The sequence below is a fragment of the Flavobacterium aquidurense genome (assembly GCF_031458035.1).
Lineage (GTDB): Bacteria > Bacteroidota > Bacteroidia > Flavobacteriales > Flavobacteriaceae > Flavobacterium > Flavobacterium aquidurense_C.
Genome location: NZ_JAVDXR010000008.1, coordinates 133,849 through 149,201 on the forward strand (window position 1 = coordinate 133,849; position 15,353 = coordinate 149,201).

Here is a 15,353-nt window from a genome sequence, read left to right on the forward strand (position 1 = left end):
TTGAGATAAATATAAAAACAACAAAAGGCTATCGATTGATAGCCTTTTGTTGTTTTTATAAAGTATAAGAGATTACTTCGCAATGTTAACTGCTCTGGTTTCTCTAATTACAGTTACTTTTACCTGACCCGGATAAGTCATTTCTGTTTGGATTTTTTGAGAAATTTCAAATGATAAATTTGCTGCATTATCATCAGAAACTTTTTCGCTTTCTACAATTACACGAAGTTCTCTACCGGCCTGAATTGCATAAGCATTTTTTACACCTGTAAATCCGTATGCTACTTCTTCAAGATCTTTCAAACGTTGGATATATGAATCCAAAACCTGACGTCTTGCGCCTGGTCTTGCACCTGAAATAGCATCACAAACCTGAATAATCGGAGATAATAATGATTTCATTTCAATCTCGTCGTGGTGAGCTCCAATAGCGTTACAAACTTCTTCTTTTTCACCGTATTTCTCCGCCCATTGCATACCTAATAATGCGTGAGGTAAATCACTTTCAGTATCCGGAACTTTACCAATATCATGAAGTAAACCAGCTCTTTTAGCCAATTTTACATTCAATCCTAATTCGGCTGCCATGATACCACAAAGTTTAGAAACTTCTCTCGAGTGCTGCAATAAGTTCTGTCCGTAAGATGAACGGTATTTCATTCTACCAACCACTTTAATCAATTCAGGATGCAAACCGTGAATTCCTAAGTCGATTACAGTACGTTTACCAACTTCGATAATTTCGTCATCGATTTGTTTAGCTGTTTTAGCAACAACTTCTTCAATTCTCGCTGGGTGAATACGTCCGTCAGTTACTAATTTGTGCAAGGACAAACGGGCAATTTCTCTACGAACTGGATCGAAACAAGAAAGAATAATAGCTTCAGGCGTATCGTCAACAATGATTTCAACGCCTGTTGCAGCTTCTAAAGCTCTAATGTTACGTCCTTCACGGCCAATAATTCTACCTTTTACATCATCAGATTCAATATTGAAAACAGAAACGCAATTTTCAACTGCTTCTTCAGTTCCAACTCTCTGAATTGTATTGATGATAATTTTCTTAGCTTCTTGTTGAGCAGTAAGTTTAGCTTCTTCAATAGTATCCTGAATGTGAGACATAGCTTTGCTCTTAGCTTCAGCTTTTAAGCCTTCCACTAATTGCTCTTTTGCTTCTTCTGCAGAAAGTCCTGAAATAACTTCTAATTGCTGTAACTGACTCTTATGTAATTTGTCAACTTCAGCTTGCTTTTTGTCTAAAACTTCAATTTTGTTGTTGTATTCTAATGTTTTAGCTTCAAAATCATCATTAACTTTTTTTGCTTTCGAAAGCTCATTTGATACTTGAGATTCCTTATCGCGAACTCTTTTTTCTACTTCAGCTACTTTTTTGTCTCTCGCCAAAATAACTTGTTCGTGCTCTGATTTTAATTCTATAAATCGTTCTTTTGCCTGAAGGATTTTGTCTTTTTTAATATTTTCAGCTTCTAAATTAGCATCTTTTAAAATTGAAGCTGCCTCTTTTTTAGCATTTTTAATTAGGTTAGAAATATTGCTTTTTTCGATAATTTTAGCTATTCCAAAACCTGCTGCAATACCTATAATACCTGAAATAATGATCGTTATTATGTCCATGTTTGTTTAAATTTATATATAAAAAAAGCCTACATTAATTGCTTGAATAAACTCGTAAAGACAAGTTTTGAGCTAACTCACTGTTCAAGTTTCCTAGCCGAAGCAAGGCATGCTATAGTAGTGATGATTTGCTCATTCTAAATTGTTAGTGTTGAGTTTACCAATTGTGAACTAATGTAGGCAGTATCTTAGTTTCTGTAAAGAACGTTTAATTTTCGAGATATTGATCTAATAGCGAATTTAATCTTTTAATTCTTTCGATGGTTTCTTCACCATCTATCGCATTATCAATTTGTTTTTGTTCGACCTGTGATGCAAATTGCAGTGCGCACATAGCCAATACATCTTGTTTGTCACGAACCGCGTAACTTTCTTCGAATTGCTTAATCATGGCATCAATTTTTTTCGAAGCACTTCTAAGTCCTTCTTCCTGAACCGGTTCAACCGTTAACGGATAAACGCGGTCTGCAATTGATATTTTAATTCTAAGCTTTCCGTCCATGTTTTTCTAATCTGATAGTTGTGCTATACAGTAATCAATTTCGCGAATTAATGAATTTATTTTAAGCTTTGTCTCTCTCTTGTTATTGTCGCTGCCGAGCAACGAATTGGCTATTTTAAGTGTATCATATTGCTTCTTCAAAGCCTCCATTTCTTCAGATTGTTTCTGGATGATTTGCGTAGCTTTGGCTAATTGTAATCGTAATTCCTGATTGTTTTTCTCTAAACCTTTTGATTTTTCAAAAAGCTTCTCGACTTTATATTCAAGAGTATCAATTATTTCGGCAATTACACTCATTATAAATCCTATTCATTACTTAATCATACAAAGTTAGTATTCCTTTTTATTAATGCAATTTTTTATCGATTTTTTTGCATTAAAAATAGACAAATTAATGAAATTCAATCAATTGTATTTTTGTCTTATTTATTGTCGGATTTCGCCTGTTATTTTTTTATCTTAGCAAAAATGTTCCTTATGAGATTTTCAGTATTTACAATATTATTTTGCCAGTTTATCTTTGCTCAGACTCAATATCCAAAAGATTATTTTGCCCCGCCCTTAGATATTCCGATGCAGCTTTCTGGTAATTTTGGGGAGCTGAGGCCAAATCATTTTCACGCTGGTTTCGATTTAAAAACGAATCAAAGAGAAGGTCTGAATGTTTATGCAGTTGCTGACGGATACGTTTCGAGAATAAAAATTTCCACTTTTGGAAACGGAAAATGTATTTACATCACGCATCCTAATGGTTATACATCTGTTTACGGACATTTGCAAACCACGGTAGGCGCAATTCAGGAGTATGTTCAAAAAACGCATTATAAAGAAAAAGCTTTTGAAATTGAGATGTTCCTAAAACCGGGTGAATTGCCTGTTACGAAAGGCCAGCTGATTGCGCTTTCTGGAAATACAGGTTCGTCTGAAGGCCCTCATTTACATTTTGAAATTAGAGATACAAAGTCGGAGTTTGTTGTTAATCCAATGTTTTTTGGATATGATAAAAATTTAAACGATAATAAAAAACCAACTATTTCAAGTCTGTATGTTTATCCATTGGATAATACAACGGTAAATCAATCTAAACAGCCATTGCTGCTAAATGTTTCACTTCAAAAAGATGGAACTTATCTGGCGAGCAAGGTAAAAGCAAATGGAAAAATAGGTTTTGGAATTTCGGCTGTAGATTTTGATGATGTTTCTTTTAATAAAAATGGAGTTTTTAATGTTTCCACATTTATCAACGGAGATCCAAATTATAATTATCAGTTCAATACGTATTCTTTTGATGAAATGCGTTTTGTCAACGCATTAATTGATTATCCAAAATATAAAAAATCTGGACAGCGTGTGCAAAAGCTTTTTATGAAAACGCCTTTTGCCCTTAGTATAGTTAAATCTGATTCTCTTCATGGGGTTATTCCGGTTAAACCAAATTTGGCTTTGTCTTATCGCATTGAGGTTTCGGATTATTTTGGGAATTTAAGTTCGATAACTGTTCCAATTGAATATGATATTGAAACGCCAATCGTAAATGCAGAACCTGTAACTTCAAAATATTTCATAAAAGTCAATAAAGATTCCAATTTCGAAAAAGATAATATGTCGGTATTTTTCCCTGCAGGCACTTTTTATGATGATTTTAATTTGAATTTTGATGTAAAAAATAACCGTATTTATATTCATGATGATGTTGTTCCTGTTCATTCCAATTTTACAATTACCATTAAAGACAGTTCGTATGCCGAAAATCTTCGTGACAAACTTTTTATTGGTAGAATTAGTGGAAGTAGTAAAAGTTTTAATGCAACAACAAGAAAAAATGATGTTTTTACTGCCAAGTCCAAAACGTTAGGACAATTTGGTTTAGTTCTCGATACGATCGCTCCTACAATTGCAATTACAAAACCAATTGAGGGTAAATGGATTAGTGATGTGAAAGCAATTCAGTTTACCATCAATGATAGTTTATCAGGTATTAAATCGTACAATGGATATCTAAACGGAAGTTGGGTCTTATTTGAATATGATAACAAAACCAGAAAAATAACGCATAAATTTGATGATGCATTATTGGCTGAAGGAGCAAATGATTTAAAAATTGAAGTGATGGATAATGTAGGTAATTCTGCTATCTTTGAAACTCATTTTTTTAGAAGTCAACAAAAATAAAATCAAAAGCATTTGAGTCATCAGAAATTAATAGTTGTTTTCCTTTTTTTATGCAGCTGCGTCTCATTTGCTCAAAATGCTCACGTAAAAGGTATTATTTTAGATCATGAAAATCGCCCGGTTTCAGATGTGAATATTACTGCTTTAAGTAATGTCGCGCAATCTGATTCAAATGGATATTTTGAAATTGAAATACCTTCGAATAAAAAAATATCCTTGATCTTCACTCATATTTCTTTAAAAATGATGAGTTTGACAGTGAATTTAACGCCCGATGAAATTTTTGTTTTTAATCCAATAATGAATAATTCTGAAGAACAAATGGGAGAGGTATTTGTATCTTCCAAAAATAAAAAACGCGTTCAGGGAATTACTACCATAGATGTTGCTACAATAAAAAGGATTCCCGGGGCAAATGCCGGAATCGAAAATATTCTGAAAACTTTGCCAGGGGTAAATTCTAATAATGAACTGAGTACACAATATGCAGTTCGTGGAGGGAATTATGATGAAAACTTAGTTTATGTCAATGAAGTCGAAGTATATCGTCCGTTTTTAATTCGTTCAGGACAACAAGAAGGTTTAAGTTTTACTAATACCGATTTGGTGCAGAATGTAGATTTCTCTGCAGGTGGATTTCAGGCAAAATTTGGAGATAAATTATCATCAGTTTTGGATATTACATATCGAAAACCAACTCAGTTTGGAGCTGCTTTTGAAGCTAGTTTTTTAGGAGGAAGTGCTGCAGTCGATCTTGTTTCTAAAAATAAAAAATGGTCTGCGGTTACCGGTGTTCGTTATAGAAATAATAGTTTGCTGGTAAATAGTCAGGATACAGAAACGAACTATACACCAACATTTGCGGATATTCAAACGAATATTACGTACGACATTTCCAAAAAATGGCAAATGAGCTTTTTAGGGAATATATCTCAAAATACATATTTATACGAACCATTAAGCCGTGAGACTAAATTCGGAACAGTAGATCAGCCAATGGCGTTGCGGGTTTATTATGATGGAAAGGAAGATGACCAATACAAAACTTATTTTGGGGCTCTGAAAACAACTTACAAAGTTGCGCCGGATTTTACTTTAAAATTAATAGGCTCGTTATTTCATACCAAAGAGCAGGAACATTTTGATATTTCGGCACAATATCGTTTAGGAAATATTACTGATGATGACACTGAAAATATTGATTTCACACGTGGCATTGGTTCTCAGCTCAATCATGCCCGAAATGATTTAGATGCTTTAATTGCAAACATCGAAATCAAAGGTTTTAAAGAATGGAAAAATGACAGGCAGTTAGAATTTGGCTTAAAATATACAAGAGAATCAATTCGCGATAGAGTGGTAGAATGGGAAGTAATCGATTCTGCTGGCTTTTCTATAAATCCTCCTTTGGTGATTCTGCCTAAAAACAATCAGCCTTATCAGCCTTATACCGGATCACTTTTACCTTATCAGGACATTCGTGCGACAAATTTTAATACTATAAATCGAATTTCGGGTTATGCACAGTGGAACCAGAAAACTGCAATTGGTTCTAATCAGGTTTGGTATCATATAGGTGCTCGTTTTCAGAGCTGGAATGTTTCCGGAGCAGCTGTAGAAGGAAAAAATCAAATTGTTTTTAGTCCGCGTGCACAATTTGCCATAAAACCAGATTGGGATATGGATATGGTTTTCAGGGTTTCTGGAGGATTGTATCATCAGCCACCTTTTTACAGGGAACTTCGTGATATAGATGGAGTGGTGAATCCGAATGTGAAAGCGCAGGAATCCGTTCACATCGTTTTAAGCAATGATTATAATTTCAAAATGTGGAATCGCCCTTTCAAATGGGTAACGGAACTATATTACAAATCACTTTCTGATGTAAATGTATATTCAATTGATAATGTCCGAATTCGATATATTGCCAACAATAATGCAAAAGCGTATGCGCAAGGTTTAGATTTTAGATTGAACGGCGAATTTGTGCCCGGAACTGAATCGTGGGTTAGTTTTGGTTATTTGAAGACCGAAGAAAATTATGAAAATAGAGGTTATATTGCCAGACCAACAGATCAGCGCTTGAAATTCGCAATGTTGTTTCAGGATTATATGCCGAATATTCCAAGTGTGAAATTGTATTTGAATCTAGTTTATAATACGGGTTTGCCAAGTGGTGCGCCGGCATATTCAGATCCTTATTTGTATCAAAACAGATTGAATGATTACAGAAGGGCAGATATTGGTTTTGCAAAAGTTTTTGTGGACAGTAGTACTAAAGTGGCTAAAGCAAATTGGTTGAAAAGCTTTAAAGAATTATCCGTAGGATTAGAGATTTATAATCTTTTCAATAATCAAAATGCAATTACCAATACATGGGTTCGCGATGTATATTCTAAAAATCAATACGCTATTCCAAATTATATGACTTCCAGAGTTTTTAATGTGAAAATTAATGCGAGGTTTTAATATTGGATTTTTAACTCGGCAATAAGAAATGAATTTTTAACGTTTGAAAAATATACAAGACTTCGAGTTGGTTAGTAACAATAAATAATACAATCAAAAATACTATATTTGATATTCCAATATAATTAGCTTAAATGAAAAACTATTTAAAATATATCGCCTTAGTAATCATCGGTACAGTAGTGAGTTGTAAAGATGAAGCGCAGAAGCCGAAAGTAATTTATGATGCTTCAAATAAAGCAAAAGTTATAACGAAAACTGATTCTACGCAAATAGAAGTGGCTGATTTGCCTATTCAGATGCAGGGAACAAATTATTTAATTCATCCGGTTGGAGATTTAAGGGTTTTTGAAAGAGGTTCAAAAGCACGTTATGGATCTTCGAGTGTAAATGATGTGAGCTTTACGATTTCAAACTTAGGCGAATATGAAATCACAGGTTATTTGCAAAACCTGAAATTTCAAAGAGTTGATTCAGATTCGATTCGTCCTTTAACAGATAAACCTGCTTTGATTTTAACTGCAACATATCTAAAAGCCGTTGCAGACAGAACTCAAAACCAAGTTATGGTTTATACATTAGCCGATGCTGACACCAATAAAGATGGTAAAATTGATACCAGTGATATTAAAACTTTGTACCTGAGTAATATTAGTGGAGAAAATTTTACTAAGATTTCAGAAGATTTTCAGGAATTGGTTGATTGGAGTTTAATAGAATCTAAAAGTCGTTTATACTTTAGAACAATCGAAGATACCAACCAAAATGGACAATTCGATAAAAATGATGTCTTGCATTATCATTACATTGATTTGGCCTCTAAAAAGTGGGAAGTTAAAAGTTATAAACCTATCTGAGGTTCTAAGGTGCTGAGGTACTGAGATTCTAAGGTTTTAAATCTTTATAATTAAAAAAGCCATTTGAGAATTTATATTTTCAAATGGCTTTTTTAATTATAGAATTGGAATTTTGTTTTTAATGAAATATGACGTTGAAAAACCAAAATGCCATAAAAAATCATGAAAATAGATATCCACTTTTGGTCACACTTTGCGTTTTATTGTCTTTTATATTTTAAACTATAATTTCCATCTTTTAGCTCTAAATCTGTGTTGTTAAGAACAACGATTTTATATTCCAGAGTGTCAATTCCGGAGCTATGATTTCCAATACTTTCAGATACTAAAATTAATTTTCCATCTTTTTCCCACCATTTTTTATAAAGTAATGTTGCCATATTGATAGATTCTGCAGTACCGTCATCATTTATCTTTATTCCTTGTACTTTTTTTTCCTGACCAGGAATTGGTTCTATCCAGGAGCCAATTAATGGATTGGTTTCTTTATTCGCTTTAGATACAGAGACATCTTGTTTATTTGTTTCCTGTTTTGGTGTTTCTTGTTTTACTGTCTCTTGTTTTGGTGTTTCTTTACAAGAAGTGAAAAAAAATGCTACTAGCATTCCCAATGTTAAAATTTTTTTTGACATTTTTTTATTTTTAAAATTAGAGATTTACGTGAGTTTCAAATTCAATAGAATAATTGATCCAAATGCGGCATAAATTCAAATATAATTTTTTTCTTACAAAAAGAAAACTTTTTTATGAAATTTAACACTATAGTGTAATGGTTTAAGTGTATTTATCTAAATCAAAATATCGCTTTCCAAATCTGATTTTTCAATTTCAAAGCCAAATCCCAGGCGTTCCACCAATTCGATAACGAGCTTTTTATACCAGTTTTCAGATTTTGGGTGGATGTATATCTTTTCAATTAATTGATTGATGTCAACATTGATTTTTAAGCCGTCGTTTAGTTTTATTGTGCTTTTTGAAGTGTCGGTTAGAATCCTGACTTCGCGTTCATATTGAAAGCTTTTTCGTTTAAATAAAAACGGAAAGAACAAATCATCAAACGGAATATATTCTTTCCTGTAATCGATATAATTTACTTCACCAATATATTGATCGAAATTATTTTCTGGTTTTACTGCTTTTTGCAATCTTCCAATGGTTGACTGAATCGCTAAACCTTCACTGTTTTGGGTGAAAATCTGCCACATGGCAAACGATTCGTATTCGTTGATATGCCAGCTGCTAATCGCAACTTGTTCACGCTGTGTTTTGTAGTATTTTAAAAAGTCAGGATTGTCAATGGCGAGTTTTTTAATCTCTTCAAAAGTAGGTTCGCTAAAAGTGCCTTCATACTGATCTTCGAATTTATCAGAACGCGACATGAATAACTTTTTCGAAAGCAGTAAATCAAGAAATTTAGATAAGTCAAGGTATTTCCAGACAATAGTATCGGGGTCGTCAGGAAGTTTTATGTTTGGATTATTAAGATACATTTTTGGAAAATTAAATAATCTACATAAAGTTAGAAATAAAACACAGATTAAAGAAATTAAATATAGTTTTAATATTTCCTTAATCTGTGTAAATGAGTTGTTTTTTTTGAATCTTATGACTCGAAAGACTGCATTGTAACCAATTTGTTATAAGTGCCGTTGTGAGCGATTAATTCGTCATGAGTTCCTTGTTCAACGATCCTTCCTTTTTGCATTACAATAATAACATCGGCTTTTTGAATGGTTGAAAGTCGGTGCGCAATTACAATCGAAGTTCTGTTTTGCATCATATTCTCTAAAGCGACCTGAACAAATTTTTCGCTTTCCGTATCCAATGCTGAAGTTGCTTCATCCAAAATCATAATCGGAGGATTTTTCAATACTGCACGAGCAATAGATAAACGTTGTTTTTGACCTCCAGAAAGTTTGTTTCCGCTGTCACCAATATTTGTATAAATTCCTAAAGGCAATTCTTTTACAAATTCAAAAGCATTTGCAATTTTCAATGCTTCGATAATTTCATCGTCAGTTGCATCCAATTTTCCTAATGCAATATTGGCTTTGATAGTGTCATTAAATAAAATGCTGTCTTGTGTAACCAAGCCCATTAAGCTACGCAGCGACTGTAAATTCATGTCTTTGATGTTGATTCCGTCAATAGAAATCGTTCCCTCATTCACATCGTAAAAACGAGTCAATAAGTTTGCAATAGTACTTTTTCCACTTCCAGATTGCCCAACAAGTGCAACAGTTTGTCCTTTTTTAATTTCAAGAGAAAAGTCTTTTAGAACCGTTTCATCTTCATATTTAAAGTTGATATTCTGAACTTTAATATTGTCATCGAAAGTTGTTTTTTCAACAGCTCTATCTTTAGATGTAATGGTGTTTTCCTGTTCTAAAATTTCAAGAACACGTTCAGCTGCAGCATTTCCTCTTTTAACTCCGTATGAAGCTTTAGAGATTGCTTTTGCAGGAGTCAGAATATTGTATGCTAGTCCCATATAGGCAATGAACGACGGGCCATCAAGTGTTTTTTCAATCAAAACCATTTGACCTCCGTACCAAAGTAATATTGCAATTACAGTGATTCCCATGAATTCACTTGCCGGAGAAGCTAAGTTTTGGCGATTTCCAATGCTGTTCGATAATTTGAAAAAGCGTTCTGTTGAATTTTGAAAAACAGTATTAAAATAATTTTCAGCATTATATCCTTTTACTACTTTTAGACCTCCAATTGTTTCTTCAATAGTAGATAAAAAAGTACCTTGTTCTTGTTGTGCTTTGCTTGATTGTTTTTTAAGTTGTTTTCCAATTAATGAAATAATATAACCGGAAACAGGAATAAAAATAAATACAAACAATGTCAACTTAGTGCTGATAATAAGCATAGTACTGATCGTGAAAATTATCGTTAAAGGTTCTTTTACGATAAGTTCAAGGATAGCCAAAAATGAGGTTTGAACTTCATTTACATCAGCAGAAATCCTTGAGATAACATCTCCTTTTCTTGTTTCAGAATAAAAAGCCAAAGGTAATTCCAGTGTTTTTTTGTACAAAGCATTTCGCATGTCCTTTAAAACACCATTTCGCAAAAAATTAATAAAAAACATAGCTAAATAATCAGCTAAGTTTTTAAGTAAAAAAATCGAAATAATAATTCCCACCATAATAGATAATACAAAACCAGGTTCGTGATCTTGTTTTGCAGTGGTGATATAATAACCTAAATAATTTTCTCCGTATTCCTTAATGTGTAGTAATCCTGTATATACTGGTTTTGTTGTGATTGTTTTTCCTTTTTCAAATAAAACCTGAAGCATTGGTATTAAGGCAACAAACGAAAGTGTGCTGAAAAGTGCGTACAAAACATTAAAAAAGATGTTTAGATAGGCGTATTTTTTATACGGATATATAAAAGGAACTATTTTTTTGAAATTACTCATTTATTTTTTGATGTTATTTTCTGCTATGGCAATGGCTCTTTCGAGTTTTTCCAGCAGTAATTTTTTTTCTGGCAATTGGGTTAAATATGCTGATACTTTGATTTGTTCGTCGTTATCGAGCATTAAATAATTAATTTGTTCAGGAGATTTTTCACTGCACAAAATTAATCCAATTGGTTTGTTTTTGCTTTTTTTTTGCTTTTTTTTAATAAAAAAACTCTAATTTACATTATTTCTAAACGTAAATTAGAGTCCTAAATATTTAGAGATACTTAATTGTGCACACAATGTGTGCACAATTGTAATTTGATTATAAAGAGTTTGTCACTCATTATTTTTATTTCAATCGCATATCAGTAATGATATTCTGAATTTTTTCATCTAAGAAACTTTCTGCAGCATCAAAATTGGCAACTGAATCCAATTCTGCATTAACGCTAATGTAGAATTTTATTTTTGGTTCCGTTCCACTTGGTCTTGCGCAGATTTTCGAACCGTCTTCAGTATAATAAATCAATACATTTGATTTTGGCATATCCATTTCAGATTCTTCGCCAGTCAATAAATTCAAAGCAATTGATGAGTCGTAATCTTCAACCATAATTACACGTTGCCCGTTGATTTCTTTTAATGGGTTTTTACGTAAATCAATCATCATCTGATTAATTTCCTGTAACCCTTCCATTCCTTTTTTGGTTAGTGAAACCAAATATTCTTTGTAAAAACCATTTTCAACATACAGTTGTAAAAGTTCTTTGTAAACACTGCTTCCTGCGGCTTTTGCCTGCGCAGCAACTTCACATATTAATAAGGTAGCAGCAACGGCATCTTTATCTCTAACAGCATCGCCAACCATAAAACCAAAGCTTTCCTCACCACCGCCAATAAATTGAAGTTCCGGGAAATCTTTAATCATTTTGGCAATCCATTTAAAACCAGTCAGACCCACTTTGCATTCAACGCCGTAACTTGTTGCCAGTTCCATTATCATTGGAGTGGAAACAATGGTCGATCCTACAAATTGTTTTCCATTGATTTTTCCTGCTTTTTTCCATTGTTTCAATAAGAAAGAAGTCATTAAAACCATGGTTTGATTACCGTTCAATAAAATCATTTTGCCCTCGTTATTTCTAACAGCAACACCAAGACGATCACAATCAGGGTCTGTTCCAACAACGATATCCGAATTTGTTTTATCAGCCAAAGCCAAAGCCATAGTTAAAGCTTCAGGTTCTTCAGGATTTGGAGATTTTACCGTTGGAAAGTCTCCGTCAGGAATTGCCTGCTCAGGAACAATATGGACATTTTTGTAGCCAGCCTGAGATAAAGTATCAGGAATAGATTTTATTGAAGTTCCGTGCAATGAAGTAAAAACAATCTGTAAATTATCTTTGGCTTCAGCCGGAGTATTAAAACTGGCATTTTCGATAGAAGATTTTATAAAAGCCTTATCGATTTCAGTATCAATATATTTTATTAAGCTTTCGTTTGCGTCAAACTTAATTTTATCGTAACCTAAATTTTCGATAACATTAATAATTGCCGCATCTTGCGGAGGGACAATTTGTCCACCATCTTCCCAATACACTTTATAACCGTTATATTCCGGTGGATTGTGCGATGCTGTAAGAACGATTCCGCATTGGCAACCTAAATATTTAAGCGCGAAAGACAACTCAGGAGTTGGTCGTAAATCAGAAAATAAATAAACCTGAATTCCGTTTGCCGAGAAAACATCCGCAACAACCTTAGCCAAGGTATTACTGTTATGACGACAATCATAAGCAATAACAACCTTTATAGGCTGATTTGGGAAAACTTCATGTAAATAATCAGATAAACCCTGCGTATTTTTTCCAAGCGTGTATTTGTTGATTCTGTTGTTTCCAACGCCCATCACACCACGCATTCCGCCAGTTCCAAATTCAAGATTTTTATAAAAACTTTCTTCTAGTTCTTTAGGCGACGTAGTCATTAATTCCTTAACCGCCGCTTGAGTTTCTTTGTCAAATGTTGGCGTTAACCATTCGTTTACAGCATTCAAAATATCAGGTGCTATATTCATCATTCGTATATTTTATATTTTAGTAATAATAATTTTCAGAAGCTATTTCCTGCCATCATTCCAATCTTTTTTATTGTAGAAAAAACAATAAAAAAGGATTTTCCCTTCTGTCAGGGCTAGTGATTTACGTTAAAAATTAACCTCTCGGGCTACTTTGTAACGAGATTCATTGTTTTTAGTTCTCAAAATAATTTCACCAAGAAAACCTGCCAAAAATAATTGAGTTCCTAAAATCATTGTTGTTAAAGCGATAAAAAACCAAGGATTACTGGTGATCAAGCTGTATTTCATACCATTATACATATGGTACAATTTTGAAATTCCAATATATCCCGCCAATAAAAATCCGATAATAAACATCAAAGAACCCATTGCGCCAAACAAGTGCATTGGTCTTTTTCCGAATCTCGATAAAAACCAAATCGTAATCAAATCCAGGAAACCGTTTATAAACCGCTCCATTCCAAATTTGGTTTCACCATACTTACGCGCCTGGTGAATTACAACTTTTTCTCCAATCTTATTAAAACCGGCATTTTTTGCCAAAACCGGAATGTAACGGTGCATTTCGCCCGAAACTTCAACGTTTTTTACAACCGTATTTTTGTATGCTTTTAATCCGCAGTTAAAATCATTCAATTCAACTCCGGAAGTTTTTCTCGCAGCCCAGTTAAATAATTTTGAAGGTAAATTTTTTGCTACCACAGAGTCGTAACGTTTCTTTTTCCAACCAGAAACCAAATCGAATTTTTCTTTGGTGATCATATCATATAAACCCGGAATCTCATCAGGACTGTCCTGCAAATCGGCATCCATAGTGATAATGACATCACCTTTTGCTTTTGCAAAACCAGCATGCAAAGCCTGTGATTTTCCAAAATTCTTCATGAAACGAATTCCTTTTACATTTGGATTCTCGTTTGAAAAGCTTTCAATAATATTCCAAGAATCATCCGTACTTCCATCATCCACAAAAATGATTTCATAAGAGTAATTGTTAGATTGCATCACTTTAATAATCCACGAATAGAGTTCTTTCAGTGATTCCTCCTCGTTTAGAAGCGGTATAAGTATAGATAAATTCATTTATTTTTTTATTCTTGTGTAGTTTTGCTTTTAAAAAATGCCGCCATAATTAAACTGAAAATAGCACCAATAATTATTACGAAAATAGTGCCTTTTAGTATCTGTAGCGTATCAAAGTTGTTTGTTTCTTTCATTTTGGCTATTGCATCATTTATGGCTGATGCTGGCGTTCCAAGTTTTTGCATGAATTCTACAGTTGATTTAACAACTATATCACTTAAAGTTTCTTTTGCGCCCGGATCAACAAAATTGAATAATATAATGTCAAATAATGTAGCAATTAAAATACCAACAAGGACAGTTATAAAACATGTAGTGAAAGCTGATTTAAATGGAAAAATATTCCCCAATTCTTTCTTTGTTTTTGATAATGCTAAAATGCTAATAGCTAAATAAATAACTACTTTTACCGCTGTAATCCAGCCAGAAACAAACAATTTTAAATCAATTGCGTACATTGTAGCAGTAATCAATGCTAAAACAATACCTAAAATAATTCCGTAAGTAATCCCGTTCTTTTTAATAACTTCACTAATCATATTTCTATATGTTTTAAAATTAATCCACAAATATAGCAATTCCCAATATAATGAGAGAGAAAAAAAGCTTTTTGAATTTTGCTAAAAAAAGTGAGCTAAATGTTTGTTTATTAAAAAAGAATTGTAAATTTGCACACTCAAAAATAATTAAAAGTTTTAAACAAAAAAGAGTAGATATGTTTACACCTTTTTCTAACCATGGAAAAGCTTCAAAATAAAAATGCTCTAAACAATAAATAAAAGAAAAGATGAAAAAAGGAATTCACCCAGAAAATTACAGATTAGTTGCATTTAAAGACATGTCAAATGACGAAGTTTTTATTACTAAATCTACTGCAGATACAAAAGAAACAATTGAAGTTGACGGAGTTGAGTATCCAGTTGTAAAAATGGAGATTTCTAGAACATCTCACCCTTTTTATACTGGTAAATCTAAACTTATCGATACTGCAGGACGTATTGATAAATTCAAAACTAAATATGCAAAACACGTTAAAAACTAATAACTGTTTTTATTTATACAAAAGCCTTCCAATTTGGAAGGCTTTTTTTATGGCATAAATTGAGCTAAAAAAAACGCCACGAATTCACGAAT

The 15,353-nt window shown here is 32.9% G+C and carries 14 protein-coding genes; 4 read left to right on the forward strand and 10 right to left on the reverse strand.

Features of this window, described 5'->3' with window-relative positions:
- Positions 1-72: 72 nt before the first annotated feature.
- From rny to J2X17_RS14015, 3 genes are all read right to left on the reverse strand, one after another.
- Positions 73-1,635 (reverse strand): ribonuclease Y, encoded by a 1,563-nt coding sequence (rny, locus tag J2X17_RS14005; RefSeq protein ID WP_310299172.1) that lies wholly within the window; start codon positions 1,633-1,635, stop codon positions 73-75.
- Between the two features lie 208 nt (positions 1,636-1,843).
- Complete coding sequence (locus tag J2X17_RS14010; protein WP_026984116.1) at positions 1,844-2,137, reverse strand: cell division protein ZapA; 294 nt, start codon at positions 2,135-2,137, stop codon at positions 1,844-1,846.
- Between the two features lie 6 nt (positions 2,138-2,143).
- Complete coding sequence (locus tag J2X17_RS14015) at positions 2,144-2,434, reverse strand: hypothetical protein (protein WP_310299174.1); 291 nt, start codon at positions 2,432-2,434, stop codon at positions 2,144-2,146.
- Between the two features lie 180 nt (positions 2,435-2,614).
- Between J2X17_RS14015 and J2X17_RS14020 the strand changes: the two genes are divergently transcribed.
- The 3 genes from J2X17_RS14020 (at position 2,615) to J2X17_RS14030 (ending at position 7,635) form a co-directional block, all read left to right on the forward strand.
- Positions 2,615-4,309, forward strand: coding sequence for a M23 family metallopeptidase (locus J2X17_RS14020; protein ID WP_310299177.1), 1,695 nt, complete (start codon positions 2,615-2,617; stop codon positions 4,307-4,309).
- 12 nt (positions 4,310-4,321) lie between these two features.
- On the forward strand, positions 4,322-6,778 hold the full coding sequence (locus J2X17_RS14025) for a TonB-dependent receptor plug domain-containing protein (protein ID WP_310299180.1): 2,457 nt from the start codon (positions 4,322-4,324) through the stop codon (positions 6,776-6,778).
- Between the two features lie 134 nt (positions 6,779-6,912).
- Complete coding sequence (locus J2X17_RS14030; RefSeq protein ID WP_310299183.1) at positions 6,913-7,635, forward strand: CREC-EF hand family protein; 723 nt, start codon at positions 6,913-6,915, stop codon at positions 7,633-7,635.
- Positions 7,636-7,835: 200 nt separating this feature from the next.
- On the opposite strand, the gene J2X17_RS14035 is transcribed toward J2X17_RS14030, so the two are convergent.
- From J2X17_RS14035 to J2X17_RS14065, 7 genes are all read right to left on the reverse strand, one after another.
- The gene (locus J2X17_RS14035) at positions 7,836-8,267 is read right to left on the reverse strand and encodes a lipocalin-like domain-containing protein (RefSeq protein ID WP_310299186.1); all 432 of its coding nucleotides are present in this window, start codon (positions 8,265-8,267) and stop codon (positions 7,836-7,838) included.
- A gap of 156 nt (positions 8,268-8,423) precedes the next feature.
- On the reverse strand, positions 8,424-9,125 hold the full coding sequence (locus J2X17_RS14040) for a DUF2971 domain-containing protein (protein ID WP_194658399.1): 702 nt from the start codon (positions 9,123-9,125) through the stop codon (positions 8,424-8,426).
- 113 nt (positions 9,126-9,238) lie between these two features.
- Positions 9,239-11,068: an ABC transporter ATP-binding protein gene (locus J2X17_RS14045; protein ID WP_310299190.1), complete on the reverse strand. Its 1,830-nt coding sequence runs from the start codon at positions 11,066-11,068 to the stop codon at positions 9,239-9,241.
- Positions 11,069-11,278 carry a PDDEXK nuclease domain-containing protein gene (locus J2X17_RS14050; RefSeq protein ID WP_310299370.1) on the reverse strand — a complete coding sequence of 70 codons (210 nt, stop codon included), beginning with the start codon at positions 11,276-11,278 and terminating at the stop codon, positions 11,069-11,071.
- A gap of 127 nt (positions 11,279-11,405) precedes the next feature.
- Positions 11,406-13,133 (reverse strand): phospho-sugar mutase, encoded by a 1,728-nt coding sequence (locus tag J2X17_RS14055; protein WP_310299371.1) that lies wholly within the window; start codon positions 13,131-13,133, stop codon positions 11,406-11,408.
- 129 nt (positions 13,134-13,262) lie between these two features.
- Positions 13,263-14,219: a glycosyltransferase family 2 protein gene (locus tag J2X17_RS14060; protein ID WP_310299193.1), complete on the reverse strand. Its 957-nt coding sequence runs from the start codon at positions 14,217-14,219 to the stop codon at positions 13,263-13,265.
- An 8-nt stretch (positions 14,220-14,227) separates the two neighbouring features.
- Entirely contained in the window at positions 14,228-14,758 is a 531-nt protein-coding gene (locus J2X17_RS14065) for a DUF4199 domain-containing protein (protein WP_310299196.1), read from the reverse strand.
- Positions 14,759-15,006: 248 nt separating this feature from the next.
- On the opposite strand from J2X17_RS14065, the gene J2X17_RS14070 reads away from it, so the two are divergent.
- Complete coding sequence (locus J2X17_RS14070; protein WP_029272307.1) at positions 15,007-15,261, forward strand: type B 50S ribosomal protein L31; 255 nt, start codon at positions 15,007-15,009, stop codon at positions 15,259-15,261.
- The last annotated feature ends 92 nt before the right edge of the window (positions 15,262-15,353 follow it).